The sequence below is a fragment of the Vreelandella populi genome (assembly GCF_003989825.1).
GTDB classification, from domain to species: domain Bacteria; phylum Pseudomonadota; class Gammaproteobacteria; order Pseudomonadales; family Halomonadaceae; genus Vreelandella; species Vreelandella populi.
In genome coordinates this window covers 292647-319603 of sequence record NZ_RZHE01000004.1, presented here as the reverse complement: position 1 = coordinate 319603, position 26957 = coordinate 292647, and the positions used below count along the sequence as shown (strand labels likewise).

Below are 26957 nucleotides of genomic sequence, written 5' to 3'. Positions count from 1 at the left end.
TGGCGTTGATTGCAAGACATAGGGCGCATTAGTCGCGCTCTTGTTCATCAGTGCTGTTACGGCCATCCGGCACAAAACGGCGTAAATCGATCCCGCTTAGCCCGCTGGGGCGAATGGTGCTATCGGCTATTGTGGCTTTTTGAGGGTCTTCCGATACCGTAAAGCGAATAAGCCCCAGGCGTTGGCCGCTATCAGTCATGATGTCCACGCGCCAATTTCCAGTAGGGTCAGCAGGGAAGTTAAGCTTGTGGCTCCAAGCTCGGTAACCCTGCTCACGTCCACCACTGATATCCAGCTTGACGGTATCCATCGGTTGTTCGTTATGCCGCCATGCATGGTAGATGGTTTCACTTAACCCACGCGGGGCACGAATCGCGGTATACACATAAAGGCCGTTTTCACGAATGGCTTGTGGGGTCAGCGCAATGGTCCCTTGGGGCTCTCGCTGTTGAATATTAAGTGAAGGTGAAAGTGCAGTGCTGGTCATCCACAGGCTTGCCGGTGGCACCCAAATACGGCCTAACCAGGCCGCATAGGCCAGCATCAGGGTTAATCCCAAAAAGACACACCAGCGCTTTAATGAGCGGCGTTTCAGCAAATGCCAGAAGCTGGGCGTTGCCACGAGCACCATTGTCGCCATGGCCAGAAACAGGCTCTGCCCGGTGGTCAGGTGCAGCATGATGGGCAGCGTTACCAGAACCACCAAAAACACGCACAGCGCATGGAAGGCGAAATAGAGGCTGCGCCACCTTCCTGCTACCTTGTAATAGAGCGGGTCGATGATGGATAGCAAAGCCATGCCAATCACACACACGGCAAACAGGGTTTGGCCACTGTTCCATACCGTGGTAATCAGAATAAACGGCAGGGTAAAAAACAGCGTCTCCTGGTGAATCATCTGGGCAATGAACGTTGTGATGCCTTTTGGAAGAGTGGGGTGGCCGCGCCGCGCTAACCAGCGGCCTATCAAACTTTCAGAAAGTAACAAAACCCAGGTAAAGAGAAGCCCTAGCGCCAATGCTGCGCCTAGCCACTGCTGACGATCCACCAGAAAAAAGCTACCCAATCCGGCGGCAAACGCCATTGGGGGCCATAGCCAGCTCCAAGGCTTGAGCCGTTCAACCCAGCATTCGACAAACTGTTGAATGGCCTTGACGCGCGAAGGTGTCAGCAGTGCACCCATAAATTCTTACCCATGAATAAAAAAGACATGATCCTAGGGTTTTTTATAAATGTCGACGACCGTTAGGCAATCGTCATAAAAGATGCTTAATCAAGGAGTTTTAGGCGTACTGTAGTAGCCATAGGCGCGTAAAGATTAGCCGAAAGTCAGGGGTTGACGTTGTTCAGCAACTCAACCAAGCTTACGTGATCAAACGACCGTATGAAATGTCGGCGAGCCTGCTGAGAAATTGCTGACAGGGGCGCCAGTCCAAACTTGTGGAGAGAGCACGGATGATCTATCAAGGCAACGCCATCACGGTGGAGCGTCGTGACACCTTGGGTGGCCATCACATCGCACAGCTCACTTTTGATTTACAGGGTGAGTCTGTCAATAAGCTGTCCAGCGCTGTTGTCACCGAGCTAGGAGAAGCGGTAGGCGCGCTCCAGGCGGGAACTGACCTGCAGGGTCTGGTTATCGGCAGTGGCAAAGACGCTTTCATCGTCGGCGCCGATATCACCGAATTTCACAGCCTGTTCACTAAAGGCGAAGCGTACCTGGAAGAGATGAACCTCAAGGTACACGATATTTTTAACGGGATTGAAGATCTTCCTTTCCCGACGGTTTCGGCCATCAATGGCCTGGCGCTGGGTGGCGGGTGCGAAGTGCTGCTGACCACCGATTTTCGCGTAATGAGTGAAAAGGCAAAAATTGGCCTGCCGGAAACCAAGCTGGGTATTCTGCCGGGTTGGGGTGGCTGCGTGCGCTTGCCGCGGTTAATCGGCGCTGACAATGCGGTTGAGTGGATTGCCGGTGGCACTGAAAACCGTGCCGATGCGGCCTTGAAAGTAGGCGCCGTGGATGCGGTGGTTAGCGCCGAACAGCTTGATGAGGCGGCGCTGGATATTCTGGATCGTGCCATTAACGGAGAGCTTGATTACCAGGCGCGCCGAGCGGAGAAAAAAGGCCCGCTTAAGCTCAACGCCATCGAGCAGATGATGGCATTTGAAACCGCCAAAGGGTACGTTGCCGGTAAGGCCGGGCCGCACTATCCCGCGCCGATCGAAGCCATCAAGGTTATTCAAAAAGGCGCAGGTGAAGAGCGTGGCCGCGCCCAGGCAATCGAAGCGAAAGCCTTTGCCAAGCTGGCGCTAAGCAGCGTGGCCTTTAACCTGGTCGGCCTGTTCATGAACGATCAGGTCGTCAAGAAAAAAGCCAGCAAGTACGAAAAACAGGCCCAGCCGGTCAAGCAAACGGCTGTGCTGGGGGCAGGTATCATGGGAGGCGGTATCGCCTACCAAAGCGCCTCCAAAGGTACCCCCATCCTGATGAAAGACATTAAGGATGAGGCCATTGAACTGGGCCTGAAAGAAGCCCGCAAGCTGTTTGCCAAACAGGTCGAGCGCAAAAAGCTTACCAATGAGCAAATGGCTGAAAAACTGACCAATATCCGCCCCACGCTCTCTTATGGTGATTTCGGCAATGTTGATCTAGTGGTCGAAGCCGTGGTGGAAAATCCCAAGGTGAAGGACGCCGTACTCACCGAAGTCGAAGGCATGGTGAGTGAAAATACTATTCTTGCCTCTAATACCTCGACTATTTCGATCAACCGCTTGGCCCAGAACCTTAAACGTCCGGAAAACTTCTGCGGCATGCACTTTTTCAACCCCGTGCACCGTATGCCACTCGTCGAAGTTATTCGCGGTGAAAAAACCTCTGATGCAGCGGTTGCCGCCACGGTTGCCTATGCGCGGGCAATGGGTAAGACACCCATTGTGGTCAACGACTGCCCCGGGTTCTTGGTTAACCGCGTGCTGTTCCCCTATTTTGGTGGCTTTAGCTTTCTGGTAGAGCAGGGTGCCGATTTCCAGCGCGTTGATAAAGTCATGGAGAAGTTCGGCTGGCCGATGGGGCCTGCTTACCTGCTGGACGTGGTCGGCATGGACACAGCAGTTCACGCCAATGAAGTGATGGCGGAAGGCTTCCCGGATCGTATGGCGCGTGATGGCAAAACCGCCATTCAGGTGATGTATGAAAACGACCGCCTGGGCCAGAAAAATGATAAGGGCTTCTATGCCTACGAAGAGGATAAGAAGGGCAAGCCCAAGAAGGTCAGCGATGATCAGGCGTACGCGCTGATCAAGGAAGTGGCCAAGGAGCAAAAAGAGTTTTCTGACGAGGACATTATCGCCCGCATGATGGTGCCGCTGTGTCTGGAAACGGTACGCTGCCTGGAAGACAACATCGTGGATACGCCTGCCGAAGCCGATATGGCGCTGATTTATGGCATCGGTTTTCCGCCCTTCCGGGGAGGTGCGCTGCGCTACATTGATGCCATGGGCGTTACTGAATTCGTCAAGCTGGCAGATGGTCTGGCAGAAGAGCTTGGCCCGCTTTATGCGCCTACCGAGAAACTGCGCCAGATGGCTCAGAATAACGAACAGTTCTATACCGCCTCTGCCCAGGTCTAAATCACCGCGAACAGGAGCAATACGATGAGTTTGAATTCCCGAGATATCGTGGTGGTCGACGGTGTACGTACCGCCATGGCAAAGGCCAAGAACGGCGCATTTCGCAACGTGCGTGCAGAAAACCTGTCCGCTGCGGTCATGCAGGCGCTGTTCAACCGTAATCCCAATCTGGACCCCACTGAAGTAGATGATGTGATCTGGGGCTGTGTTAATCAGACCCTTGAGCAGGCCATGAATATTGCTCGCAACGCGGCAATCATGACCGGTATTCCCCGCTCGGTACCTGCGCAAACGGTTAACCGTCTGTGCGGTTCGTCAATGACCGCTCTGCATATTGCGGCCGCCAATATCAAGGCGGGGATGGGCGATTTCTATATCATTGGTGGTGTTGAGCACATGGAGCACGTGCCCATGGCGCACGGGGTCGATGTGAACCCGGCGATCAGTAAATACGCCGCTAAAGCATCCATGATGATGGGCCTGACCGCTGAGTTGCTGGGTAAAATGCACGGCATCACGCGGGAGGATCAGGACAAGTTTGGCGTGCGCTCTCACCAGCGTGCTCAAGCGGCCATGGAGAAAGGTTGCTTCGATAACGAGATTATTGGCATTGAAGGTCATGACCAGCGTGGGTTTAAAGTGCTGGTCAAAAATGACGAAGTGATCCGGTCCGATGCAAGTTTTGAGTCCATGGCCCAGCTTAAGCCGGTGTTTGATCCACGTAGTGGTACCGTCTCGGCGGGTACGTCGTCAGCGCTTTCAGTGGGTGCTTCGGCCATGGCGGTAATGAGCTACGAGCGTGCTCAGGCGTTAGGCTTATCGCCTATTGCAAAAGTGCTTTCCACCGGTGTGGCGGGTTGTGACGCCTCGATTATGGGCTATGGCCCGGTGCCTGCCTCTAAAAAGGCGCTGAAAGTCGCTGGCCTTTCGTCTAATGATATTCAAACCGTAGAACTCAATGAAGCCTTTGCAGCGCAAAGCTTGCCGGTACTCAAAGACTTGGGATTCCTGGATGCCATGGACGAAAAGGTCAACTTGCACGGCGGCGCGATCGCGCTGGGTCACCCGTTGGGCTGCTCAGGCTCGCGTATCTGCACCACGCTGCTGAACGTCATGCAGCAGCGCGATACTACGCTGGGTCTCGCTACCATGTGTATCGGCATGGGGCAGGGGGTCGCGACCGTGTTTGAGCGTTTGAAGTAAGCACGCCTCCAAACGGCGCCTTTGGGCGCCGTTTTTTTCGAATAGTTCGCTCAGATAATACCTGCTTCCAGGCTGGCCGCCATGGCTAATCCCAGCTCCTCGCAATGATCAAGAAACGCCGCTTGAAAGTCTCCCCGACAAATCAGCGGGTCTTGCACCAACCGCCAGCGCAACCCCTTGGTAATGCTCTCAATCGCTCGGCGGGTGCCTGTACCGTCATGGCCAGCCCGAATATAAAAGGCGAACGGCAGCCCCTCGGTCTTATCCAGACATGGGTAGTAGCACCGATCAAATACGTCCTTCATCAAGCCCGCCATATAGCCCAAATTTTCGGTTGTACCCAGAATGATCGCATCGGCTGCAATAATGTCTTCGGGTTGTGTTTGAAGTGGAGGAAGCGACTGCACTTGCACATTCTCTATATCGGAATTAGACGCGCCATCCATGACGGCCTTCCACATCTTTTGGGTATTCTCAGAAGGCGCGTGAGCAATGATCAGCAGTTTTTTACTTTCGGTCATATCGGTCTCCAGCTAATGAGGCATTGATGACGTTACTGCTTAATACGCGGCAAGTAGCGTTAAGAAGTGGGAGTTGAGCAGGCTTTAATTTAGCGTTTCCAATAACGCGCAGAAAAAAATTGTTATATATAAATATGTCCATTATTCTGGATATATGGAAATTAAAAACGTGACTGACAGTTTTGCCGCGCTGTCTCAAGAGACGCGCCTTGAAGCGTTTCGACTGCTCATACGCCATGAACCCGAGGGCCTTCCTGCGGGTGAAATTGCGCGCCAGTTAGCGGTGCCACATAACACGATGTCGGCACATCTTTCGGTGCTGGCGCGGGCAGGATGGCTCGTATCACGCAGGCAGGGCCGTTCAATTATCTATCGTGCCAGTCTGGGACACATGCAACAAATGCTGAACTTCCTGGTTCGTGATTGCTGTGCGGGTCATCCAGAAGTGTGCAAGCCGTTCTTGACGGCATTCGATGAATGTTGCACCCATGACGATAAGGAGTGAGAGCCCTTGAAAACGACCATTTATCACAACCCCGCGTGCGGTACCTCGCGTAATACGCTTGCCATGATCGAAGCCTCAGGTGAGGCGCCCGAAGTAATCGAGTACCTCAAGACACCGCCCAGTCGCGAACGGCTGATCGAGCTGCTTTCGATGATGGCGATTACCCCGCGTGAGCTCTTGCGTCGTAAGGGCACCCCCTTTGAAGAACTCAATCTCGACGACCCGACGCTAAACGATGATCAACTGATTGATGCCATGATAGAACACCCGATTCTGATTAACCGGCCGATCGTGATAACCAAAAAAGGCGCACGACTGTGCCGGCCTTCGGAGTGCGTGCTTGATTTGTTGACCAACCCGATAACCACGTTTACCAAAGAGGACGGTGACGTTGTGCGCGTCGATGGAGGTCACCAATGAGTGAGCCTGTCAGCTTCGACGATCTGCCTAATATTGACCCGCAGAAGCTGCAGCCGATCGACGTAGATGCCTTAGCGGGGTCTGACGCGCCGCGCCATCCACCCAGAATTCTGGTGCTTTACGGCTCTCTGCGCGAACGCTCTTTTTCACGCTTGGCATCCGAAGAAGCGATGAGGTTGCTGCGCTGGTACGGCTGCGAAGTACGTACCTTTAATCCGTCGGGTTTGCCGTTGCCAGACGACGCGGACACTGACCACCCGAAAGTACAAGAACTGCGCGAGCTTGCCCAATGGTCTGAGGGCATGCTCTGGGTCAGTCCCGAACGCCATGGTGCAATGACGGGCATCATGAAGACGCAAATCGATTGGATACCTCTATCGCTGGGCGGCGTTCGGCCTACTCAGGGTAAAACTCTGGCAGTGATAGAAGTTTCCGGCGGAAGCCAGAGCTTTAATGCCGTCAACCAGATGCGAATTCTAGGGCGTTGGATGCGGATGGTCACTATCCCCAACCAGTCTTCCGTACCCAAAGCGTTCACCGAATTTGACGACGTCGGGCGTATGAAGCTTTCCCCGCTTTATATGCGTATCGTCGATGTTTGCGAAGAGCTAGTGAAGTTCACATGGCTGACGCGGGGCAGGTCTGCCTATCTTACCGATCGCTATTCAGAGCGTGTTGAAAGTGCAGAAGAACTCTCTCGTCGCGTTAACCAAACCACTCACTGACTAAGGACCTTTCATGTTGGCACTGGCTATTTTTGTCGTCACTCTGGTTCTGGTGATATGGCAGCCAAGAGGATTGGGTATCGGTTGGAGCGCGCTGGGCGGTGCTCTAGTGGCACTGCTAATGGGGGTGGTGCATTTATCCGATGTTGTCGTGGTGTGGGATATTGTCTGGGATGCCACCTTCACGTTCGTCGCGCTGATCATCATTTCGCTGATTTTAGATGAGGCGGGGTTCTTCGCCTGGGCGGCGCTCCATGTGGCGCGCTGGGGGAATGGGCGAGGGCACCTGCTTTTCCCTCTGATCGTGATATTGGGTGCTGTGATTGCTGCGTTCTTTGCCAACGATGGCGCGGCGTTACTGCTGACTCCGATTGTTATCGCCATTCTGCTACGCCTGAACTTTGAACCGCCAGCGGCGTTAGCCTTTATCATCGCGACGGGGTTTGTCGCCGATACCACCAGTCTACCGCTGGTAATTTCCAACCTCGTCAATATCGTCAGTGCCAACTATTTCAATATCAGTTTTGATCGCTATGCAGCGGTCATGGTACCGGTGAACCTGGTTTCTCTGGCGGCAACGCTTGGCGTGCTGTGGATTGTCTTTGGTCGTCGAATCCCTAAACACTATCCCGTTGAGAATCTAGACGAACCGCGCTTGGCCGTTAAGGACCCGTTGGTATTCAAAGCGGCTTTTCCTTTGCTTGCGACACTACTTGTTGCTTATTTCGTGACGGCGCCGCTAGGTATTCCTATCGCCTTTGTGACAGGAGCCGCAGCGGTTCTTTTGATGGTCATTGCAGGGCGATGGTGGCAACAAGGGCGTGGCGCCGTCGTCTCTGTAACGGGCGCGCTGCGCGGTGCACCTTGGCAGATCGTGCTGTTCTCGATTGGTATGTACCTCGTCGTTTACGGGCTTGGCAATGCGGGACTGACCCATTACGGCGCTCTGGCGCTTGAATGGCTAGCGCAACAGGGTGACGTTGTTGCGACCCTGGGCACCGGCTTTCTTTCGGCAATCGTGGCCTCTGTCATGAACAATATGCCCTCAACGCTGGTCGGCGCGCTGGCGATCGACCAGGCGCAGGTACCCGCGGCAACTCAAGAGCTGATGATCTATGCCAATGTCATTGGTAACGATCTGGGGCCCAAGTTCACGCCGATCGGCAGTCTTGCCACGCTTCTTTGGCTGCACGTGCTGGCGGGCAAGGGGTACAAGATTGGCTGGGGCCAATACATGAAAATCGGCTTGGTAATTACGCCACCGGTACTGCTCGCGACCTTGATCGCTTTGGCTTTCTGGCTGCCAATGCTTTAACCAAGCTTAACCGTCACTGAAATGAAGCGTGTCATGGTGGTTTGCGTCGTGCAGGAGAAGTGCCACACTTAACCGGTAAAAATTACCCTGAGCCCATATGCCCAAGCACGCTTTTATCAATGTATATTACGATGCGGTTTGCCCCAGTTGCCGGAAGGACCGGCGGCGCTATGAGCGCTGGGCAGGGGAGAGCGCACGTGATATTCACTGGTGCGATGTCGGTGAGTATGAGGATGCATTACGCGCCAAGGGAATAGCGCCTGAAGCGGCATTGAAATCGCTGCATATCGAGCAGGCCGATGGGCATATCATCGAAGGAGTCGACGCCTACCGCGTGCTGATGGCGCGTGTTTTACTCTTACGCCCCCTTGCCTGGTTAATTGGTCTGCCCCTCATCAAACCAGGGCTTCGGGTGCTTTATGACAGCTGGGTAAAACGACGTTTAAAGCAGCAGGGCCGTTGGTCTTGAAAAAGTGCATAGGGAGTGCAAAGGGAACATGAATATGCAGCAGAAAGTGTTGTATGTCCTACTATTGGGGAGCTTGGCTTTAGCCGGATGTGCAGGAAATCAGCGCGCCGCTTCGCCAGCTACATCCAATGCGGTTGATGTGCCAACTTCACAGCCAGTGCCTGCCGCCGCGTCTGTCAGCTATCCTGTTACGGGGTCGGCCACTGACTGGAAGCCACCACTATTTGTAAGCCCGGAAGAGGAAGCTTCCTATTATGTAAGCCGGCTGGCGGATCGCCGCTTTGTTTCCACCTATGGCGATCGCGATAATCCGCGTATCTGGTATATCGCCGCTGAACGGTTAGGGGAGATTGGCCTTCCGGCGGTACCCTTATTATTTTCCCAACTGCATGCCTCGGATGAGTACGAGCAAATGTTGGTGCTCTATGCGCTCCAGCTGGCCACCCAAGACCCGCTTTTGATGGCAAGAACAGGGGGCGACTACGTAAAATTGCCTACCGTTCTGGAGCCATCAGGCAACGCCGAAAATGTGCAGATCGCCCAGCAGTGGTGGCAGCAAAATGCGGGCTATCTGAATCAGCGTTGATGCCCTGGCTGTTTCATACCACTCTGTAGAACGAGTGATTGGCTAACCCAAGGAGAAATACATGGCATTCGCACTATCATCCATGCAAGTTACCAGTACGGCTTTTGCACAGCACGAAGCGATTCCGGCCCGCTATACAGGCGAGGGTGATGATGTATCCCCTCCGCTTGCCTGGCATAACGTGCCTGAAGGCACCAAGGGCTTTGCAGTTATCTGTCATGACCCCGATGCACCGCTGGTTAAAGACGGCAGCTATGGGTTTATTCACTGGACGCTTTATAACCTACCTGGCGATATTGGCGGGCTGGATGAGAATACGCCTATGGGCACATCCGGCCTCAATGACTTTGATAAGCCTGGTTACGGCGGCCCGATGCCCCCACAAGGGCACGGCAAGCATCTTTACTACTTTCTGGTGCTGGCGCTGGCTCACCAAACGGCATTGCCCGAAGGGCTAAGCGTCGCCGAGCTATTGAAAGAAGTGGAGCCGCATCTATTAGGCATTGACCGCCTGGTGGGCACCTACCAGCGGGACTGATAGCCTCTCAGGCTGGAGCATTTTGCCCATTCCGTGTAGGCTCCATCGCTTTCTTATTGCCCGCGATGGAGCCGCCCATGAACGAACTGCCTAATTGTCCTTCCTGCGCCTCAACCTTTACGTACGATGACGGTCTGCAGTACGTGTGCCCGGAGTGTGGCCATGAGTGGTCAAAGACAGCCGATGCCGCTGATGACGCGCCAAGCGTACGTGATGCTAACGGCAATCCACTTTTTGACGGCGACAGCGTCACTGTTATCAAGGACCTAAAGGTAAAGGGCAGCTCCCTAGTAGTGAAGGTAGGTACCAAGGTAAAGAATATTCGTCTTGTCGATGGTGACCACGATATCGATTGCAAGGTCGACGGCATTGGTCCCATGAAGCTCAAATCAGAGTTTGTAAAGAAGGCGTAATGGCTTTCTGACTATAGAGCCTATCCCACAGTGGGTAGGCTTTTTTTATTGCGATAGGCCAATTGAATTTTTAAATGATAATGATTGATGTTTTTGATGCCATCTGCATCGAACGTGCTAAGAATTAGGCTAATTTGCCAATGATTGTACGTTAGGGCTTCACATCAATTTTATACAGGACTAAAATGGTACCCAATTAATACGCACACCAGTTTGCTGGCTGACTAATCAATGGGAGTCGATATGCTAAAGCTTTCTCGGCTGACGGATTACGCCGCTGTGGTAATGGCGCAGATTGCGCGTCATCCGCAGGCTTCGCACGCTGCGGCTGATCTCGCTGAAGCCGTGCAGTTGCCGCATCCCACGGTTAGCAAGACACTTAAAATGCTGGTGAGGGCAGGGCTTCTGGCATCCCAGCGCGGCGCTCAGGGCGGTTATCGTCTCGCCAGACCCGCCTCCCAGATTACGGCGGCCGATATTATTTCGGCTATCGAAGGGCCAGTAGCGATGACCGAGTGCAGCCAGGCGCAGGGTGAGTGTGAGTTGGCGGCCACCTGCGGGGTGGCGGATAACTGGCAGCGCGTGTCGCTTGCTATTCGAACGCTGCTGGAAAGCGTGACGCTGGCCCACTTGGCGGCGTCCTCGCCCCTCAAGCTGCCTGTGCAATTACCGATTCAAAGTATCAGCCTGTCGGCTGTGTCTGCCTAGATCTTAACTAGACCTTGAAAGTCTGGACCTTGAATACGCAGATCGAAAACGAGTAGGCAATTTATCCTTATTGACGGCGAGGAAACCTCGCCACCAACTGCCCGGAGGGTAACACCATGGCAACTGAAGAAATGGAACAGTTGGTTCGTCGCGAATACAAAGATGGCTTTGTAACCGATATCGAAAGCGACACTCTTCCTCCTGGCCTGGATGAAGATACCATTGCCTTTATCTCCAAGAAGAAAGGCGAGCCAGAGTGGATGCTTGAGTGGCGCCTTGACGCTTACCGGCAGTGGCTGAACATGAAAGAGCCTTCCTGGGCGCACCTGGATTACCCGCCGATCGATTATCAGGCTATTTCCTACTTCAGCGCCCCCAAGCGCCCGGAGGATGGCCCACAAAGCCTGGATGAAGTTGACCCCAAGCTTCTGGAAACCTACGAAAAGCTGGGCATTCCGCTACATGAACGTGCAGCGCTTGCCGGTGTGGCCGTTGATGCCGTATTTGACTCGGTATCCGTCACCACCACGTTCAAGAAAGAACTGGCCGAAGCCGGGGTTATCTTCTGCTCCATTTCTGAAGCGATCCGTGACTACCCCGATCTGATCAAACAGTACCTGGGCACCGTAGTGCCGGTGGCGGACAACTATTTTGCCGCGCTTAACTCGGCGGTGTTCACCGACGGTTCGTTCGTGTTTGTACCAGAAGGCGTTACCTGCCCGATGGAACTATCCACTTACTTCCGTATCAACGCCGCCAATACCGGTCAATTTGAGCGCACGCTGGTTATCTGCGAAAGCCGCGCTCAGGTCTCCTACCTGGAGGGCTGTACAGCACCAATGCGCGATGAGAACCAGTTGCACGCGGCGGTTGTTGAGCTCGTTGCCTTAGACGATGCGTACATCAAGTACTCCACCGTACAGAACTGGTACCCCGGTGATGAAGACGGCAAGGGCGGTATCTACAACTTTGTGACCAAGCGTGGTGACTGCCGCGGTGAGCGCTCGCGCATCAGCTGGACTCAAGTGGAAACCGGTTCAGCCATTACCTGGAAATACCCTTCTTGTGTGCTGCGCGGTAAAGACAGTATCGGTGAATTCTACTCCGTTGCCGTGACCAACGGCCGCCAGCAGGCAGACACCGGCACCAAGATGATTCACATCGGTGAAGGCACGCGTTCTTATATCGTGGCCAAAGGTATTTCGGCAGGTAAAAGTGATCAATCCTATCGCGGCCTGGTAAAAATTGGCCCGCGTGCCAAAGGCGCACGTAACTTCACCCAGTGTGATTCGCTGCTGATTGGTGACAAGTGTGGCGCGCATACTTTCCCTTATCAGGAAATTGGCAACAGTACGGCCACTATTGAACACGAAGCCACCACCTCAAAAATTGGTGAAGACCAGCTGTTCTACTGCCGTAGCCGTGGTATTTCTGAAGAAGACGCGGTCAGCATGATCGTGAACGGTTTTTGTAAAGACGTCTTCCAAGAGCTGCCGATGGAGTTCGCGGTAGAAGCGGAAGCGCTCTTGAACGTGACGTTGGAAGGCGCGGTGGGCTAATCGTTTAGCCGGTTTGCCGTACAAATTACTTTGATACGCGTCGCGCCAGCGACTCGCCAGAATTAGAAGGTTTAAGATTATGCTGCAAGTTACTGACTTACACGTCACCGTTGAAGATAAAGAAATCCTCAAGGGCCTGACCCTGACCATCAATGCAGGCGAAGTGCACGCCATTATGGGTCCTAACGGCGCGGGTAAATCCACCCTGTCAGCGGTGATTGCCGGTAAAGATGGCTATGAAGTCACCCAGGGTAGTATCACTTTTGAAGGCAAAGACGTACTCGAAATGGAAATCGAAGAGCGCGCCCAGGCGGGCCTGCTGCTGGGTTTTCAGTACCCTGTCGAAATCCCGGGGGTCAAGAACATCTACCTTCTGAAGTCTGCGCTTAACGCTCAGCGTAAAGCTCGTGGCCTTGAGGACATGCCGGCGCCTGAGTTCATGAAGCTGGTAAAAGAGAAGCTCGGCTTCATGAAAATGGACGCCAGCTTCCTGCAGCGTGCCGTTAACGAAGGGTTCTCCGGCGGCGAAAAAAAGCGCAACGAGATCCTGCAGATGCTGGTGCTTCAGCCCAAACTCGCCATGCTGGATGAAATCGATTCAGGGCTTGATATCGATGCCATGAAAGTGGTGGCCGACGGTGTCAACAGCCTGCGCGCTGAAGAGCGGGCAATTCTGCTGGTAACTCACTACCAGCGCCTGCTTGATTATATCGTGCCAGACAAAGTCCACGTCCTGGTGGATGGTCGAATCGTTAAAACGGGTGATGCCGAGCTTGCCAAGCAGCTTGAGGCCAACGGATACGAAGGTATCGAGGAGTCTGCGGCATGAGCGATACGCAAACCTTTTTGGACACGCTGAAAACGCGTAGCCAGCAGCGCGAAACGGAGCCTTCCTGGATCGCCGCGCGCCGTCAGGCGGGTGCAGCGCGCTTTGAAGCGCTGGGTTTCCCGACCCGCCGCGATGAAGAGTGGAAATACACCGACGTGCGCAGCATCGCTCAAGGTAACTTCGCGTTGACCGATAATGCGGATTTCTCGCCGGCCCAGGCCGCCGCGCTGACGCTGCCGGTTGATGCGTACCGGCTGACGTTTGTGGACGGCGTATATGCGCCTGCGCTTTCGGACGTGGATGCGCTGCCTGAAACTGTGCACGTGCTGCCGCTTTCCAAGGCGCTTAGCGAAAATCACGAAGCGGTAGGTGGGCCGCTCGGGCGCCTGACCGGTGTTGATTTCTCCGCTTTCGCAGCGCTTAACACTGCCTTTATGGAAGAGGGCGCCGTGGTACGTATCGCCCCAGGTACGGTGGTCGAAAAGCCCATCCTGCTGCAGTTTCTCTCTCGGGCCAACGGCACGCCGGTGATGAGCCACCCGCGTATCCTGGTCGAGGCTGGCGGGCGCAGTGAAGCTACCTTGATCGAGCACTACTGCGGTGACCAGGATGCAGCCAACTTCACCAATGTGGTTGGTGAGTTCATGCTGGATCGCGGCGCTATCCTTAATCACTACAAGCTGCAGGAAGCACCGCTGCTCGACATGCACGTGGCTAGCATGCACGTCGAGCAGGGCCGTGACACGCGCTATACCTCCTATAACTTGAATCTGGGTGGAGCGTTGGTGCGCAACGACCTGATCAGTGATCTTAACGGTCAGGGCGCCGAAACCAACTTCTTGGGTCTTTTCTTCGGTCAAGGTCGCCAGCATGTGGATAACCACACCAAGGTTAATCACAACGCGCCGCTAACGTTCTCCAACGAGAACTACAAGGGCATTCTGGACGACCGCGCCCACGGCGTGTTCAACGGCAAGGTGTACGTTAAGCGCGACAGCCAGAAGATTGAAGGTTTTCAGAGTAACCAGAACCTGCTGCTGTCTGACCGCGCCCAGATTGATGCCAAGCCTGAGCTTGAGATCTACGCCGATGACGTCAAGTGCTCGCACGGCACTACTACCGGCCAGCTGGACGAAGAAGCGATCTACGCGCTGCGTACCCGGGGTATTGATGAAGCCACGGCGCGTGGGTTGCTGACCTTGGCGTTTGCTGGCGAAGTGCTGGAAAAGGTGACGCTGGATGCCATTGCCGAGCGTGTAGAGTTGGCGGTTGCCGGCAAGCTTCCCGAGCGTTTCAACCTGGCTGGGCTGGTGGAAACTGCCGTCGCGCTCAACGACTAGGCACAACGTCTGTAAAGGAGTGATGAATGTCGTCAATTGCCCTTGATAATGCCACTGGGTTCGCTCAGCCGCCCTATGACGTGCTGGCGCTACGTCAGGACTTCCCGATACTTGACCGGGAAGTTCACGGCAAGCCGCTTGTTTATCTGGATAACGCGGCCACCAGCCAGACGCCGCAACAGGTGATAGACGTATTTAGCGCTTACTTCTCTCGCTACAATGCCAATATTCACCGCGGCCTGCATACGCTGGCCGATGAGGCGACGGCGGCTTTCGAGGGCACACGCCAGCGGGTCAAGGCGTTTCTAAATGCAGAAGATCCGCGGCAGATCATATTTACCCGCGGCACCACTGAGGCGATCAACCTGGTGGCCCAAACTTGGGGGCGCACTAACCTCAACGAGGGTGATGAAGTCCTGGTCTCGCTGCTTGAACATCACTCCAATATTGTGCCGTGGCAGCTTCTGGCAGCCGAACGAGGTTTCACCATCAAGGTGATTCCGGTTGATGAGACTGGCGCGCTGGATATGCAGGCGTATCGTGAGCTGCTTAGCGAACGTACCAAGCTGGTAGCTGTTAATCATGTCTCAAATGCACTGGGTACTATCAACCCGGTAAAAGAGATGGCGGCGCTCGCGCATCAGCAAGGCGCGCTCATTCTGGTGGACGGGGCCCAGGCTACGCCCCATCAAGCGGTAGATGTTCAGGATATCGATGCTGACTTTTATGCCTTTTCAGGGCATAAGGTTTATGGTCCGACAGGCGTTGGCGTGCTGTATGGTAAAAAGGCGTTGCTTGAAGCCATGCCACCTTGGCAGGGTGGGGGCGAGATGATCAAGACCGTCTCGTTTGATACAGGTACCACCTTCGCCGGCATTCCGCACAAGTTTGAAGCGGGCACGCCTGCCATTGCCGAAGTGATTGCTCTGGGGCGCGCCTTGGAGTGGGTCGAAAGCGTGGGTATCGCGGCGATTGGCGAGTGGGAAAACGTATTGCTGCAGCACGCGACGCAGGCGGTTTCCTCTATCGACGGGTTGCGTATCCTGGGGACGGCACCTAACAAGGCTGGTGTGCTTTCGTTCGTTGTCGATGGGGCACACTCGCAGGATATTGGCCTGCTAATTGACCAGCTTGGCGTGGCGATTCGGACCGGGCATCACTGCGCTCAACCGCTGCTGCATCATTTTGGGGTGGATGCTACGTGCCGTGCATCATTTGCCGCGTATAATACCCTGGATGAAGTAGACACCTTTGTGGCCGCTCTCAATCGCGTCATTGGTATGGTGCGTTAAGGAAACCTATGAATATCGAGCAAATCGCAAGCCTCGAGCGAGGCCAGAAATTGCCGCTTCAACGCGATGTGGAGGCGATTGCGATTCCGTTTGGCAAAACGGAAACCCTGGCGGAAGATAGCGTAGTGAGCGTTATGCAGGCCAAGGGCAGCTCGGTCAGCGTCGGTTATGAAGGGCGCCTTTATCTTGTAGAAGGGCGTAACCTGGATGCTTTGGGGCTGGAGTCGCTACCACGTCCAACCTTGCATGAAAGCGCAAGCGAAGAGGAAATAGAGCAGTTTGTGTGGGATCAGCTACGCACCTGCTTCGACCCGGAAATTCCTGTCAATATTGTGGATTTAGGGCTGGTCTACGGATGCCGCATTGAGCGGTTGATTACCGGAGAGCGAATGGTGACGATTCGCATGACCCTAACCGCACCGGGTTGCGGTATGGGCGATGTGATTGCCGCTGATGCGCGCAATAAGATCCTGGGGGCGCCACAAATCAATAAAGTGCATACCGAAATTGTTTTCAGCCCACCCTGGAGCCGCGACATGATGAGCGATGAGGCAAAGCTTGAGCTCGGCATGTTTTAAGCGCTGTTGAGCTAAACGATGCACAGCGTGCTGTTAAGATGGGTAAAACGCCTGCTGATGTCGCTAGGAGCCTTGCTGCTGCTGGCGGCATTGTTGTTTTTGGTCGGCAATGTATGGGTGCTTACCACAACAGCGCGTTATATTGATAAGCAGGTGCTTGAGTGTCGGTCCGCCGATGTGGGTATTGTCTTTGGTACTTCCCATTGGACGCGCAGTGGATTACGCAATCCGCATTTTCATGCTCGCATGCGAACGTCCGCCACACTTGTTGCTGAGCAACGCGTGTTACATCTACTGCTCTCAGGCGATAACCGTACTCAGGCGTATAACGAACCACGCGCCATGTGGCGCGACCTGCATCGGCGCGGCGTGCCTGCTGAGCAACTCACCATGGATTTTGCAGGGTTTAGTACCTATGACACGCTGGTGCGTGCCCGGGATGTTTTTCAGCTTGAGCAAGCCCTACTGGTAACTCAAAGCTGGCATCTGCCACGGGCCATTTTTATTGGCCGTTCGCTGGGCATGGATGTGACCGGCTGTGTGGCAGAAGATAAACCAGCGGCCGGTGAATGGCGTTTACGGATGCGTGAATGGGTGGCCCGGGTGGCGACGTTGGGAGATATTTACGTGTGGGCCAGGAAGCCTTACTTCTTAGGTCCGGCAGAGCCTATCGACCTTAAAAACGCCGAGCCAAACCACGCACCGACGCTGTATTTTCTAGAGGCAGACGTTCAATAGCCATTAACGCCGTGCTTTACGTTTCTGCAAGTCGTAAAGCTCACGTATCAGTTTGCGACAGCCCTGCATGCACTCATCCACAACCGGCTCGATAGGATCGGGCAAGGGATGAGTAAACAGGGTGGATAAAGCCTGCATCAAGACACGCTCTTGCTCTAACAGCTCGTTAATCAATACTTGGCTGTCATTACCTACAAAGCTTTTCAAACGGCTCCAAAGCCATAAAAAGTCATCGCGTTCAACGTCAGCATCGCGTGGCAGCATCTTTAAATGCGCGCGGGCAAGCTCCTGCAGTTTGCGCATCTGTTTCAAGCGCGCGGTATAGTGCGGCTTTAATGCATCACGCAGCGAGGGACGCAGGCGTTCGATATTATCCTGGAAATAATCAATGCTGTCGGCCAGCGCTTCCAGCACGCTGTCCATCGCCACTTGGCGATTGTCGAGAAACATGAGCGTCTACCTCCTTCGGTGACGCAGATTGTGGGGGTGGCAGCGACGATTTGCCACCCCTAATGCGGATTATTTTTTGATTTTTCCCTTAGCCTTTAGGCTTGGGTGGGGCTTTGCGTACAGGCGAGGCATTCTTTTCGATATGCTCGATAATCATGCCTGCGATATCTTTGCCTGTGGAGCTTTCAATACCCTGTAAACCCGGTGAAGAATTAACTTCCATAATCACCGGACCATGGTTGGAGCGCAGAAGATCAACCCCCGCCACACTAAGCCCCATGGCTTTTGCGGCCCGAATCGCGGTCGAGCGTTCTTCAGGGGTAATGCGGATAACGCTGGCGGTACCGCCACGGTGCAGGTTGGAGCGGAACTCGCCTTCTGCCGCTTGGCGTTTCATCGAAGCGACGACCTTGTCACCAATTACAAAGCAACGGATATCAGCACCGCGCGCTTCCTTGATGTACTCCTGCACCATGATGTTGGTTTTCATGCCCATAAAGGCCTGAATGACCGACTCAGCCGCTTGATTGGTTTCCGCCAGTACTACACCAATCCCCTGCGTACCTTCCAGAAGTTTAATGACCAGCGGGGCGCCCTTCACCATGGTAATCAGGTCGGGGATATCATCAGGTGAGTGGGCAAAACCGGTAATCGGTAGCCCCAGCCCCTTGCGTGACAGAAGCTGCAGCGAGCGCAGTTTGTCCCGTGAACGGGTGATCGCCACCGAGTCGTTGATGACATAGGTACCCATCATTTCAAACTGGCGCAACACCGCGCAGCCGTAGAAGGTAACCGACGCGCCGATCCGCGGAATGACCGCGTCAAACGGTTCGATCTCCTGGCCCTTGTAGTGAATTGAAGGATGATGCGATGCAATGCTCATGTAGCAGCGCAACGTGTCGACCACGCGTGCCGTATGGCCCCGAACCTCGGCGGCCTCAATAAGACGACGAGTAGAGTACAAGTTGCGATTACGAGAAAGTAGGGCGATGTGCATTCAGGACTCCGGGCCAAAAAAAGGGCTAATCATTAATAAGTCAAGGCTCGCCATGTAAGAATGCTGCGCCTGGGGCAACCAGCAGGCGACGCATGGCGCGGCGTCCGAGTAGCATGGGGTGGCGCATATTACTGCGATCCGTCAGGGTAAGCTCAACAGGGAAGTTCAGCTGGCCCATCTGCATCGGCGTGCGGATCACATAGCGCCACTCGCTGTGTCCATTAGAACTGGTAACCCGGCGCCGGTCATGAAGGTGTAGTTTAAGACGGTGTTCCGGTGTCGTTGGCCCACCGCTATGCGTAATAAAGCTTACCCACAGCTGACCGTGTTCGTCTTCATGGGTTTCAATCTCTTCGGCGTGCAACGCTGATGTTCGCGCACCCGTATCTGCCTTACAGCATAGATGAAGGCCCAGCTCAGGCAACGTCACCATTTCACGGCGGCCGATAACCGCTTTAGCCTGATAGGGTAGTTCCTTCACGGCTTACTCCTTGAAATTCGTTGATAACACCATTTATTTAGCGGCTCGTCGCTTGTGTCATTGTCGCCAGGCGATGCTGAATGGCCGAGCCGCTCGGGGCATCCCGCAGCGCTAGCATTACCGGCAGGCGTAAGCGGGGTATCAAAGCAATATCTCGAACCACCGCCGCAAAATTAGTGCGTTCATCTTCTGCCAAGCGGTTCAGGAAAAGTGGTAAACGCTGTGCGTCTTCCAGTAAAAGCCAGCCTCGCCCCGCGATGGCCGCCATGACATCCGGGCCGCTAGCATGCGGGTCGGCCAACAAACTCGTGTACCAATCGCCTACTTCAGGCTGATTAGTGCTGCCTACTGCACGAATGCAGGCACACAACGTTTCCATGTCTCCCTGGCTTGCCGCCTGCTCCCCCACGTCGCGAAGCGCCAACGCCATCGCTGTTGAAAGCGGCTGATGCTCTAAACAGTAGCAGAGTGAATGCACAACGCTAGTGGGTAGCGTTGCAAGCCGTGTGATCAAGGCGTCGGTCAGGGCATCATCTAAACGTGCTGTAAAATCAGCAATTCCCTGTAAACCCAGTGCCTGCCAGTCGATCTGTTGCTGACCGGTCAGGTAGGCTTCAACGGGTTCAAAATGCTGGCTTGCGGGTAAATTACGCTCTAGGGTTGCATAAGCATTAAGCATCGCCTGGAAGGTAATGCTCGGCGTGAAAGCGAGCGGATTATCCTTCATAAAATGGTCCACGTCTTTAGCATTGTGGCCCACTTTTGAAACATTTCTACCTAGTGTTTCTATCAGCCGATTTAAGAAGCCGTCACGCTGGGCAGGCGAGAGCATACCTTGTTCATCCAGTGGCAATGCCAGAAACCAAATGGCGGGTTCTGGCATATCTCCCAACCGGAATATGGCGGCAATGCGCGCCTGGCTTTGCCAGGGTTCTGGCCATGGGCGTTGGCCCTGCTCAAACTCGGCAAGCGTCTCGCGTGAGCAGGGGGTAACACGCCGCCCCATATGGTAGAGCGAAACCTCGGCGCCGCTGCGTGTAAAAAACTCATCAATGGTTTGAATCGGTTGCATGATGTCCTTCCGCATTTCAAGCCTGCACTCTACCTTGCCCACTTCGCAGTGTCAGCCGAAAGAGCCGATAAATCGTTGCTTTATTATAAGAGTGATCAAAAAATGAACAACTTCATTGAAGCCTTCTGGGAGTAGCGCTGGCGACACCTTTCCATAGTTTATCCACAGGCTCTTGCAGGTTTTCTGTGAATCGGTGGGTAAGTGCCAATTGCTGGGTATAAGTAGCAACTCGAGCATAGAGTTGGGATAATAGGGGGTGAACCGTTACTGATTAATTAAGGTGTTTAATGAGCGTCCATCAACAGCTTCAAACCGCGCTTCTTGAGCTTGAAGCCGCCATGAAGGCCGCCAACTTATGGCGTGTCGAAACTCCTGAGGCAAGCGCCTTTGCAAGCCAGGAGCCCTTTTGCATCGATACCATGTCGCTACCCCAATGGGTGCGCTTTGTGTTTGTCGCCCGGCTCAATGCGCTTATTGATGCCAATGCGCCGCTGCCTGCCAAGTGTGAAGTGGCTCCTGCAATTGCCGCCTACCTTATCCAGGAAAAAGTGCGCTCCAGCGACCAGTTTCTGGTGGTGAGGGCGTTTGAGAAGGTCGATCAGCTAGTCACGGATAACTAGTTGTTAAGCTACCGGGCCCGGGCAATGTCAGGCCCGGTAGGGCAGATTCATCTAGCCACGCATTCATCTAGCCACGCATTCATCTAGATAACATTCACCTGGATATCGGTTCGCTTGACCATCCACTAAAAGCGATAGCTGAGTCCGCCCATCACTACTATCGGGTCAATGTCCACCGAGCCTGCAGCCGCACCGTTAATAGTGGCATCGGTATTGATATCCAGGTACCACGCGGCCGCATTAAGTGCCCAGTGACCGTCTATGAGAAGGTCGATGCCCACCTGGCCTGCTGCCCCCCAGGAGTTTTCCAAATCAAGTTCGCCAATCGCCAGGTGCTCATCTGAAAAGCGCGTGTAGTTGATGCCTGCGCCAATATACGGCTGCACCCGAGACTGGATACCGCCCAGCGGGTAATACTGTAGTGTCAGCGTAGGGGGAAGATGCTTAGTTGACGCCAGGTTATCCCCATTAAGTGCAATATCGTGCTCAAACGGACGAGCGGCGAGAAGCTCAAGCCCAAGCTTGTCGTGGAAACGGTAGCCAAGGGTAAAGGCAAAACCGGTTTTATCCTGCACATCGGCCGAAAAGGCGCCATCGGCAAGGTCTCCGTTATGGCTTTTGGGGGCCACTTTAGCGACCCCTATACGGGTAAAGAAGTCGCCCGCGCCATAGGCAAATGCCTGACTACTTGCAGCAAAGGTGGCTGTGGCAAACCCCATGGTTAATAAGCTGGGAAGGTATAGATGGCGCATGACGTTGCTCCTCGCTGTTGGTGTTACTCGATAAGTGTTAGTGACTTATGAATAAAGGGTATCGTCATGACGGGTGAACATTATTGATTCAGCGCAATGAACGCATGAAAAAGGCCACCCGAAGGTGGCCTTGAAATATCATATCTGACTCTTCATCTATCGCTCGATATGCTGATATTCACCCGCATCGGTAGTCATGCTGCTTACCAGCAGAATGGCAATGAAGGAGGCGATGAAACCAGGAATGATCTCATAGACGCCGGGGCCACCCATGAATTCGCCATTCCAGCCCAGGGCAATCCAAGCCATCACAGTGACAGCACCGACGACCATACCTGCGATCGCGCCCGCACCATTGGTGCGCGACCACATCAGCGACAGGATAATCACCGGGCCGAACGCCGCACCAAAGCCTGCCCAGGCGTTACTGACCAGGCCAAGTACCTGAGAGTTGGGGTCAGAGGCGATAAAGGCTGCCACCAGACCTACTAGCACAACACTGATACGGCCGACAGTAACGGTCTGCTTTTCTGATGCCTGCTTGTTCAAAAACAGGCGATAGAAGTCTTCGGTTAGCGATGAAGATGCCACCAGTAGCTGGCTGGAAATAGTACTCATGACCGCTGCCAGAAGAGCCGCATACAGGAACCCGGTAATCAGCGGGTGGAACAGCAGTTCTGCCAAGATAATAAAGATCGTTTCCGGGTCCTGAATCTCCATGCCGTTACGGATGGCGTAGGCCCGCCCAAAGATGCCAAGCGAAACCGCACCGATCAGGGAGATAGCCATCCATCCCATACCAATGTTACGCGCAGTAGGCACATCCTTTAGGTGTCGAATAGCCATAAAGCGCACGATGATGTGAGGCTGCCCGAAATAACCTAAACCCCAGGTGACTGCAGAGAGCCAGCCGATAAAGGTCAGTCCATCCGTCCACGATAGCAGGGTGGGATCGACCTCGTTAAGCGTCTGCGACGCCTGAGTGAAACCACCGCCGCCTTCACCAAAAAGTACGACCGCCGGCATGATGATCAACGCCAGCATCATGATGCAGCCTTGCACGAAGTCCGTCATGCTCACGGCCAGAAAGCCGCCCACCACGGTATAGGCAAGTACCACACCCAGTGTGACGATGATGCCCGTACCGTAATCGCTCAGGCCACCAATGTTGAGAACGCCGGCAAAGGCACTTTCAAACAGCTTGCCACCAGCCACCAGGCCGGAGGCGGTGTAAACTGCGAAGAAGATAACGATGACGATCGCAGATACCGTTCTCAGTGAGAGTGCCCGCGTCGGAAACCGGTTTGCCAGAAAAGCAGGAATGGTGATCGCATTGCCATAGTGAACCGTCTGCTCACGCAGGCGCGGTGCGACCAGCAGCCAGTTAAAGAAGGCACCCACGAACAGACCGATACCGATCCAGGCCGAGCCCAGTCCAGACACGAACATCGCGCCAGGTAGTCCCAGCAACAGCCAACCGCTCATGTCTGACGCGCCGGCCGAAAGGGCTGCTACCTTAGGGCTCAGGGTTCGGCCACCCAGTACGTAATCTTCAGAGGTCGATGTCGATGTGCGCATAGCATAAAGGCCGATGCCAATCATGAGCGCAAAGTAAGCAAGAAGGCTGATCCAAACGCCAATAGCCATGAAATTCTCCCGTTTATCAAGTCGGATAGCGCTGTCAGGTAAGGCGCTTACCGAGCAAAGCCTGTTGGTGCACAGGCTTATTGTTGTTAACCCTGTTTCTTATTCGCGTTATAACGCTTCGAGCGTTCGCCGAAGTTGTCGTCAATAAGAGTATTCGGGCGTTTATATGTATCGTTCCCTATGCCTAATGTCCCCCTCCTATAGAGGGGGCACGTAAAGGCAATTGCGCTATTATTTTCAACCATGAGAGATCCTTTTTGAGGAGTTCAGGTTCGTTATTATGATGAGCTATTTACTCATCGCCTAGCGCCAGCAAGGACGCGTTACCGCCCAAGGCAGCCGTGTTGTTGGTGACGGTTTTTTCAGTGACAAAGCGCTGCAGGTAGTGCGGCCCGCCTGCTTTGGGGCCGGTACCTGAAAGCCCTTGCCCGCCAAAGGGTTGGACACCCACTACGGCCCCAATGATATTACGATTGATGTACACATTGCCCGCACGAATTTTCTGCGCTATTTCAGCGGCAAAGGATTCATTGCGGCTATGTACCCCAAAGGTCAGTCCATAGCCCCGGCCATTGATATCGTTGATCACCCGGTCAAGCTCGCTGGCCTTATAGCGCACAATGTGCAGCACAGGGCCAAACTGCTCGCGGGTTAATGCATTAATACTGTCGATGGTAAAAGCCACCGGCGCTACAAAGGTGCCGTTTTGGGTGTGCTCGGCGGTCATTGGCGTTTCGGCTACCAAGCGATTTTCGCCTTTAAGTTTTTCGATATGCTCAAGCAGGCCTTTCCGGGCTTCTTCGTCAATTACCGGGCCAACGTCGGTACCCAAATCGCGCGGGTCGCCAATGCGCAGCTCGTTCATTGCGCCTTTCAGGATAGTGATAACGCGGTCGGCAACGTCTTCCTGAAGGTAAAGCACCCGAAGGGCCGAGCAGCGTTGTCCAGCACTCTGGAACGCTGATTGAATGACATCGACCACGACCTGCTCAGGAAGGGCGGTTGAGTCGACGATCATGGCGTTCATACCACCGGTCTCTGCCACCAGCGTGGGTAACGGCGCGTTTTCACGAGCGGCGAGGGCACGGTTGATGATCTGCGCCGTATCTGTGCCGCCGGTAAATACCACGCCGGTAATGCGCGGGTCGGAGGTCAGTACACTACCCACGGTCGGGCCATCGCCGGGTAGGAGCTGAACCACATCGCGTGGTAGACCCGCCTCGTACAGCAACTCAATCACGCGGTGGGCAACAATCGACGTCTGCTCGGCAGGTTTGGCCAGCACGGTATTACCCGATACCGCCACGGCGACAATCTGGCCGCAGAAGATAGCCACCGGGAAGTTCCACGGGCTGATCGCAGCAAATACGCCCTTACCGCCCATGATCATCCGGTTGGATTCGCCGGTGGGGCCAGGCAGATCAATTGGCTCGCCAAACGACTCTTCAGCGCGCATGGCGTAGTAGCGGCAGAAGTCGACAGCCTCCTTGATCTCATCCACGCCGTCCGTTAGAAGCTTGCCGCCTTCGCGCGAGCAAAGGGTCATAAGCTCCGGCATGTTATCTTCCATCAGGTCGGCCAGGCGGCGCAGTACCGCAGCGCGCTCGGCAACCGGGGTTGCTTCCCAGCGTGGAAAGGCTTCCCACGCCGCATCCAGCGCCTTGGTTGCCTGCTCTTTGGTGGTCCACTGAACGCTGCCCACGGTCTGGCGGCGATCAAAGGGTGACGTTACCTTGTGCGTGTTGGCAGCATCGTCAGCCACATCAAACGCCAGCAGCGGCTTGGCTGGGTACTGCTTGTCCATAAAGGCGGCCATTTTATCCATCAATGGATAGAAGTGGCTGCGAATATTCAGATTGACGCCCCGCGAGTTGCGTCGCTTGGGTCCGTAAATATCTTTGGGCAGCGGAATTCGCGTATTGGTTAACGACTTCTGCTTGCGTAGGGCTTCAATCGGATGCTGGCAGAGCCACTCGACCGGCACTTCAGGGTCAACCAGCTGGTGAACAAACGAAGAGTTGGCCCCGTTTTCCAGCAGGCGACGAACCAGGTAGGGCAGTAGATCTTTGTGGGCGCCAACCGGTGCATAAATGCGGCAGTAAGTTCCTTTAGGCGCACGAGCCAGCGCTGCGTCATACAGGGCTTCACCCATGCCGTGCAAACGCTGGAATTCAAACGGGCGGCTGTTGTGATTGGCCAGCTCAAGAATCGTGGTAACCGTATGAGCGTTATGGGTCGCAAACTGCGGGAAAATACGCCCTACGGTGTCGTTAGACAGCAGGAACTGGGCACAGGCCAAATAGGCAACATCGGTGCACGCCTTGCGGGTATAAACCGGGTAGCCGTCTACGCCAAGCTGCTGGGATTCCTTGATTTCGCTATCCCAATAAGCGCCTTTTACCAAACGCAGCGGAATTTCATCACCTTGCTGGTCAGCTAGGCGGTTAAGGTAATGCAGTACGGGCAGTGCACGCTTGGAGTAGGCCTGTACCACCAGACCAAAATGACCCCAGCCCTTGACTGCGCTACTTTCGTACACAGCGCGGAACACTTCCAGTGACAGCTCAAGACGGTCGACTTCTTCGGCATCGATAGTAACGGCCACATTCAGCTCTCGGGCCTTGGTGACCAGCTTGATGACCGTATCGACCAGCTCTACCAGCACCTGCTCGCGGCGGCCAAACTCGTAGCGGGGGTGAAGCGCTGAAAGCTTGATCGAGACCGACGGCTTGGGTGTTTTATCGCTTAAGCGCTGGGAGGTTTTGCCCACCTGTTCAATGGCGCGAGCATAATCATCAAAGTAACGCTTAGCGTCATCGCGCGTACGTGCGGCCTCACCCAGCATATCGTAAGAGTAGGTGTAGCCTTTATTGAACAGGGGTTTGGAGCGCTTGAGCGCTTCATTGATATCACGGCCCAGCACGAACTGCTTGCCCATGATTTTCATCGCTTCAACCATCGCGCGGCGAATGACAGGCTCGCCCATACGGTTGACCATGCGGTTGATGAAGGTGGCGGGCTGGCCATCTCGCGGGTGGTCCAGCTTCAAGACGCGACCGGTCATCAGCAGGCCCCAGGTAGAAGCATTTACCATCCACGAGTCGCTTTTACCTGCATAGGATTGCCAGTCAGCCGGGCCAAGCTTATCTTCAATCAAGGCATCCGCAGTGACTTTATCAGGAATGCGCAGCATGGCTTCGGCCAGGCACATCAGCATCAGGCCTTCATGGGTATCCAGACTGTACTGCTGTAAAAGCTCATCGATGGTATCAACAGCGGTGTCCATCTCGCGGACATCGCGGATCAAAGACGCCGTGTTGGCCTCAATGCGGGCAAAATCTTCTCGATCCGTGTCCAGCAGCTTGATCAGCTCACCGACGTAGGCTTCTTCGTCCACTAAATAGTGGTCGCTCACCTGGGCCATCAGCGTATCGAGATCAGTTTGCCAGGTGGCAGAGTCACGCATTTTTTTAGCGTTGAGCATTGAGGCCCCCATGAATCCAAATTAAAGCGAATAGGTAGTCGGGCAGTTACGCCCAGTTAGCGCTCGAATGTAGAGTGCTATG

At 54.5% G+C, this 26957-nt stretch carries 27 protein-coding genes; 18 read left to right on the top strand and 9 right to left on the bottom strand.

All coding sequences use genetic code 11. The features are described from left to right. Positions 1–28 precede the first annotated feature (28 nt). Positions 29–1183 (bottom strand): DUF5924 family protein, encoded by a 1155-nt coding sequence (locus tag ELY25_RS04630; protein WP_126950106.1) that lies wholly within the window; start codon positions 1181–1183, stop codon positions 29–31. 272 nt (positions 1184–1455) lie between these two features. Between ELY25_RS04630 and fadB the strand changes: the two genes are divergently transcribed. Together fadB and fadA are read left to right on the top strand one after the other, a co-directional pair. Next, on the top strand, positions 1456–3633 hold the full coding sequence (gene fadB / locus ELY25_RS04625; protein ID WP_126950105.1) for a fatty acid oxidation complex subunit alpha FadB: 2178 nt from the start codon (positions 1456–1458) through the stop codon (positions 3631–3633). Positions 3634–3657: 24 nt separating this feature from the next. Next, positions 3658–4836: an acetyl-CoA C-acyltransferase FadA gene (gene fadA, locus ELY25_RS04620; RefSeq protein ID WP_126950104.1), complete on the top strand. Its 1179-nt coding sequence runs from the start codon at positions 3658–3660 to the stop codon at positions 4834–4836. A gap of 50 nt (positions 4837–4886) precedes the next feature. On the opposite strand, the gene ELY25_RS04615 is transcribed toward fadA, so the two are convergent. Beyond that, positions 4887–5357, bottom strand: coding sequence for a flavodoxin family protein (locus ELY25_RS04615; protein WP_126950103.1), 471 nt, complete (start codon positions 5355–5357; stop codon positions 4887–4889). A 169-nt stretch (positions 5358–5526) separates the two neighbouring features. Between ELY25_RS04615 and ELY25_RS04610 the strand changes: the two genes are divergently transcribed. The 15 genes from ELY25_RS04610 (at position 5527) to ELY25_RS04540 (ending at position 17372) form a co-directional block, all read left to right on the top strand. Then, positions 5527–5862: an ArsR/SmtB family transcription factor gene (locus ELY25_RS04610; protein WP_236995644.1), complete on the top strand. Its 336-nt coding sequence runs from the start codon at positions 5527–5529 to the stop codon at positions 5860–5862. 6 nt (positions 5863–5868) lie between these two features. Then, a complete protein-coding gene (gene arsC / locus ELY25_RS04605; RefSeq protein WP_126950101.1) occupies positions 5869–6282 on the top strand; it encodes an arsenate reductase (glutaredoxin) in 414 nt (137 codons plus the stop codon). Further along, on the top strand, positions 6279–7007 hold the full coding sequence (gene arsH / locus ELY25_RS04600; RefSeq protein ID WP_126950100.1) for an arsenical resistance protein ArsH: 729 nt from the start codon (positions 6279–6281) through the stop codon (positions 7005–7007). The genes arsC and arsH overlap by 4 nt, the downstream gene beginning before the upstream one ends. Positions 7008–7020: 13 nt before the next feature. Then, positions 7021–8322, top strand: a complete 1302-nt coding sequence (locus ELY25_RS04595; protein WP_126950099.1) for an arsenic transporter — start codon at positions 7021–7023, stop codon at positions 8320–8322. A gap of 97 nt (positions 8323–8419) precedes the next feature. Further along, positions 8420–8791, top strand: a complete 372-nt coding sequence (locus tag ELY25_RS04590) for a thiol-disulfide oxidoreductase DCC family protein (RefSeq protein WP_126950098.1) — start codon at positions 8420–8422, stop codon at positions 8789–8791. A gap of 28 nt (positions 8792–8819) precedes the next feature. Beyond that, positions 8820–9377: a hypothetical protein gene (locus ELY25_RS04585; protein ID WP_335808158.1), complete on the top strand. Its 558-nt coding sequence runs from the start codon at positions 8820–8822 to the stop codon at positions 9375–9377. A gap of 61 nt (positions 9378–9438) precedes the next feature. Beyond that, on the top strand, positions 9439–9915 hold the full coding sequence (locus tag ELY25_RS04580; protein ID WP_126950097.1) for a YbhB/YbcL family Raf kinase inhibitor-like protein: 477 nt from the start codon (positions 9439–9441) through the stop codon (positions 9913–9915). 77 nt (positions 9916–9992) lie between these two features. After that, the gene (locus ELY25_RS04575; RefSeq protein WP_126950096.1) at positions 9993–10328 is read left to right on the top strand and encodes a zinc ribbon domain-containing protein YjdM; all 336 of its coding nucleotides are present in this window, start codon (positions 9993–9995) and stop codon (positions 10326–10328) included. A gap of 243 nt (positions 10329–10571) precedes the next feature. After that, positions 10572–11036 (top strand): SUF system Fe-S cluster assembly regulator, encoded by a 465-nt coding sequence (locus ELY25_RS04570; protein ID WP_126950095.1) that lies wholly within the window; start codon positions 10572–10574, stop codon positions 11034–11036. A gap of 116 nt (positions 11037–11152) precedes the next feature. Beyond that, positions 11153–12595, top strand: a complete 1443-nt coding sequence (sufB, locus tag ELY25_RS04565; protein WP_126950094.1) for a Fe-S cluster assembly protein SufB — start codon at positions 11153–11155, stop codon at positions 12593–12595. A 79-nt stretch (positions 12596–12674) separates the two neighbouring features. Beyond that, positions 12675–13424: a Fe-S cluster assembly ATPase SufC gene (gene sufC, locus ELY25_RS04560; RefSeq protein WP_018917498.1), complete on the top strand. Its 750-nt coding sequence runs from the start codon at positions 12675–12677 to the stop codon at positions 13422–13424. Further along, positions 13421–14764, top strand: coding sequence for a Fe-S cluster assembly protein SufD (sufD, locus tag ELY25_RS04555; protein ID WP_126950093.1), 1344 nt, complete (start codon positions 13421–13423; stop codon positions 14762–14764). Before sufC ends, sufD begins: the two co-directional genes overlap by 4 nt. Positions 14765–14790: 26 nt before the next feature. Further along, entirely contained in the window at positions 14791–16056 is a 1266-nt protein-coding gene (locus ELY25_RS04550; RefSeq protein WP_126950092.1) for a cysteine desulfurase, read from the top strand. An 8-nt stretch (positions 16057–16064) separates the two neighbouring features. Next, the gene (gene sufT / locus ELY25_RS04545) at positions 16065–16634 is read left to right on the top strand and encodes a putative Fe-S cluster assembly protein SufT (protein ID WP_126950091.1); all 570 of its coding nucleotides are present in this window, start codon (positions 16065–16067) and stop codon (positions 16632–16634) included. A gap of 18 nt (positions 16635–16652) precedes the next feature. Beyond that, on the top strand, positions 16653–17372 hold the full coding sequence (locus ELY25_RS04540) for a SanA/YdcF family protein (RefSeq protein ID WP_126950090.1): 720 nt from the start codon (positions 16653–16655) through the stop codon (positions 17370–17372). A gap of 3 nt (positions 17373–17375) precedes the next feature. Here the strand turns inward: ELY25_RS04540 and ELY25_RS04535 are convergent, their stop codons facing one another. From ELY25_RS04535 to ELY25_RS04520, 4 genes are all read right to left on the bottom strand, one after another. After that, positions 17376–17822 (bottom strand): hypothetical protein, encoded by a 447-nt coding sequence (locus ELY25_RS04535; RefSeq protein WP_126950089.1) that lies wholly within the window; start codon positions 17820–17822, stop codon positions 17376–17378. A gap of 88 nt (positions 17823–17910) precedes the next feature. Next, on the bottom strand, positions 17911–18819 hold the full coding sequence (gene rimK / locus ELY25_RS04530; protein WP_106375944.1) for a 30S ribosomal protein S6--L-glutamate ligase: 909 nt from the start codon (positions 18817–18819) through the stop codon (positions 17911–17913). 40 nt (positions 18820–18859) lie between these two features. After that, positions 18860–19300 (bottom strand): ATP-dependent zinc protease family protein, encoded by a 441-nt coding sequence (locus tag ELY25_RS04525; protein WP_126950088.1) that lies wholly within the window; start codon positions 19298–19300, stop codon positions 18860–18862. A gap of 37 nt (positions 19301–19337) precedes the next feature. Further along, positions 19338–20372 (bottom strand): DUF3549 family protein, encoded by a 1035-nt coding sequence (locus ELY25_RS04520; RefSeq protein ID WP_126950087.1) that lies wholly within the window; start codon positions 20370–20372, stop codon positions 19338–19340. 287 nt (positions 20373–20659) lie between these two features. Between ELY25_RS04520 and ELY25_RS04515 the strand changes: the two genes are divergently transcribed. After that, the gene (locus ELY25_RS04515) at positions 20660–20992 is read left to right on the top strand and encodes a YqcC family protein (RefSeq protein ID WP_126950086.1); all 333 of its coding nucleotides are present in this window, start codon (positions 20660–20662) and stop codon (positions 20990–20992) included. Positions 20993–21117: 125 nt separating this feature from the next. On the opposite strand, the gene ELY25_RS04510 is transcribed toward ELY25_RS04515, so the two are convergent. The 3 genes from ELY25_RS04510 to putA all read right to left on the bottom strand — a co-directional run bounded on the left by ELY25_RS04510 (position 21118) and on the right by putA (position 26875). Beyond that, positions 21118–21744 carry an OmpW/AlkL family protein gene (locus ELY25_RS04510; protein WP_126950085.1) on the bottom strand — a complete coding sequence of 209 codons (627 nt, stop codon included), beginning with the start codon at positions 21742–21744 and terminating at the stop codon, positions 21118–21120. A 156-nt stretch (positions 21745–21900) separates the two neighbouring features. Continuing rightward, a complete protein-coding gene (gene putP / locus ELY25_RS04505; protein WP_126950084.1) occupies positions 21901–23391 on the bottom strand; it encodes a sodium/proline symporter PutP in 1491 nt (496 codons plus the stop codon). 292 nt (positions 23392–23683) lie between these two features. Beyond that, positions 23684–26875 carry a bifunctional proline dehydrogenase/L-glutamate gamma-semialdehyde dehydrogenase PutA gene (gene putA / locus ELY25_RS04500; RefSeq protein WP_126950083.1) on the bottom strand — a complete coding sequence of 1064 codons (3192 nt, stop codon included), beginning with the start codon at positions 26873–26875 and terminating at the stop codon, positions 23684–23686. Positions 26876–26957: the final 82 nt, after the last annotated feature.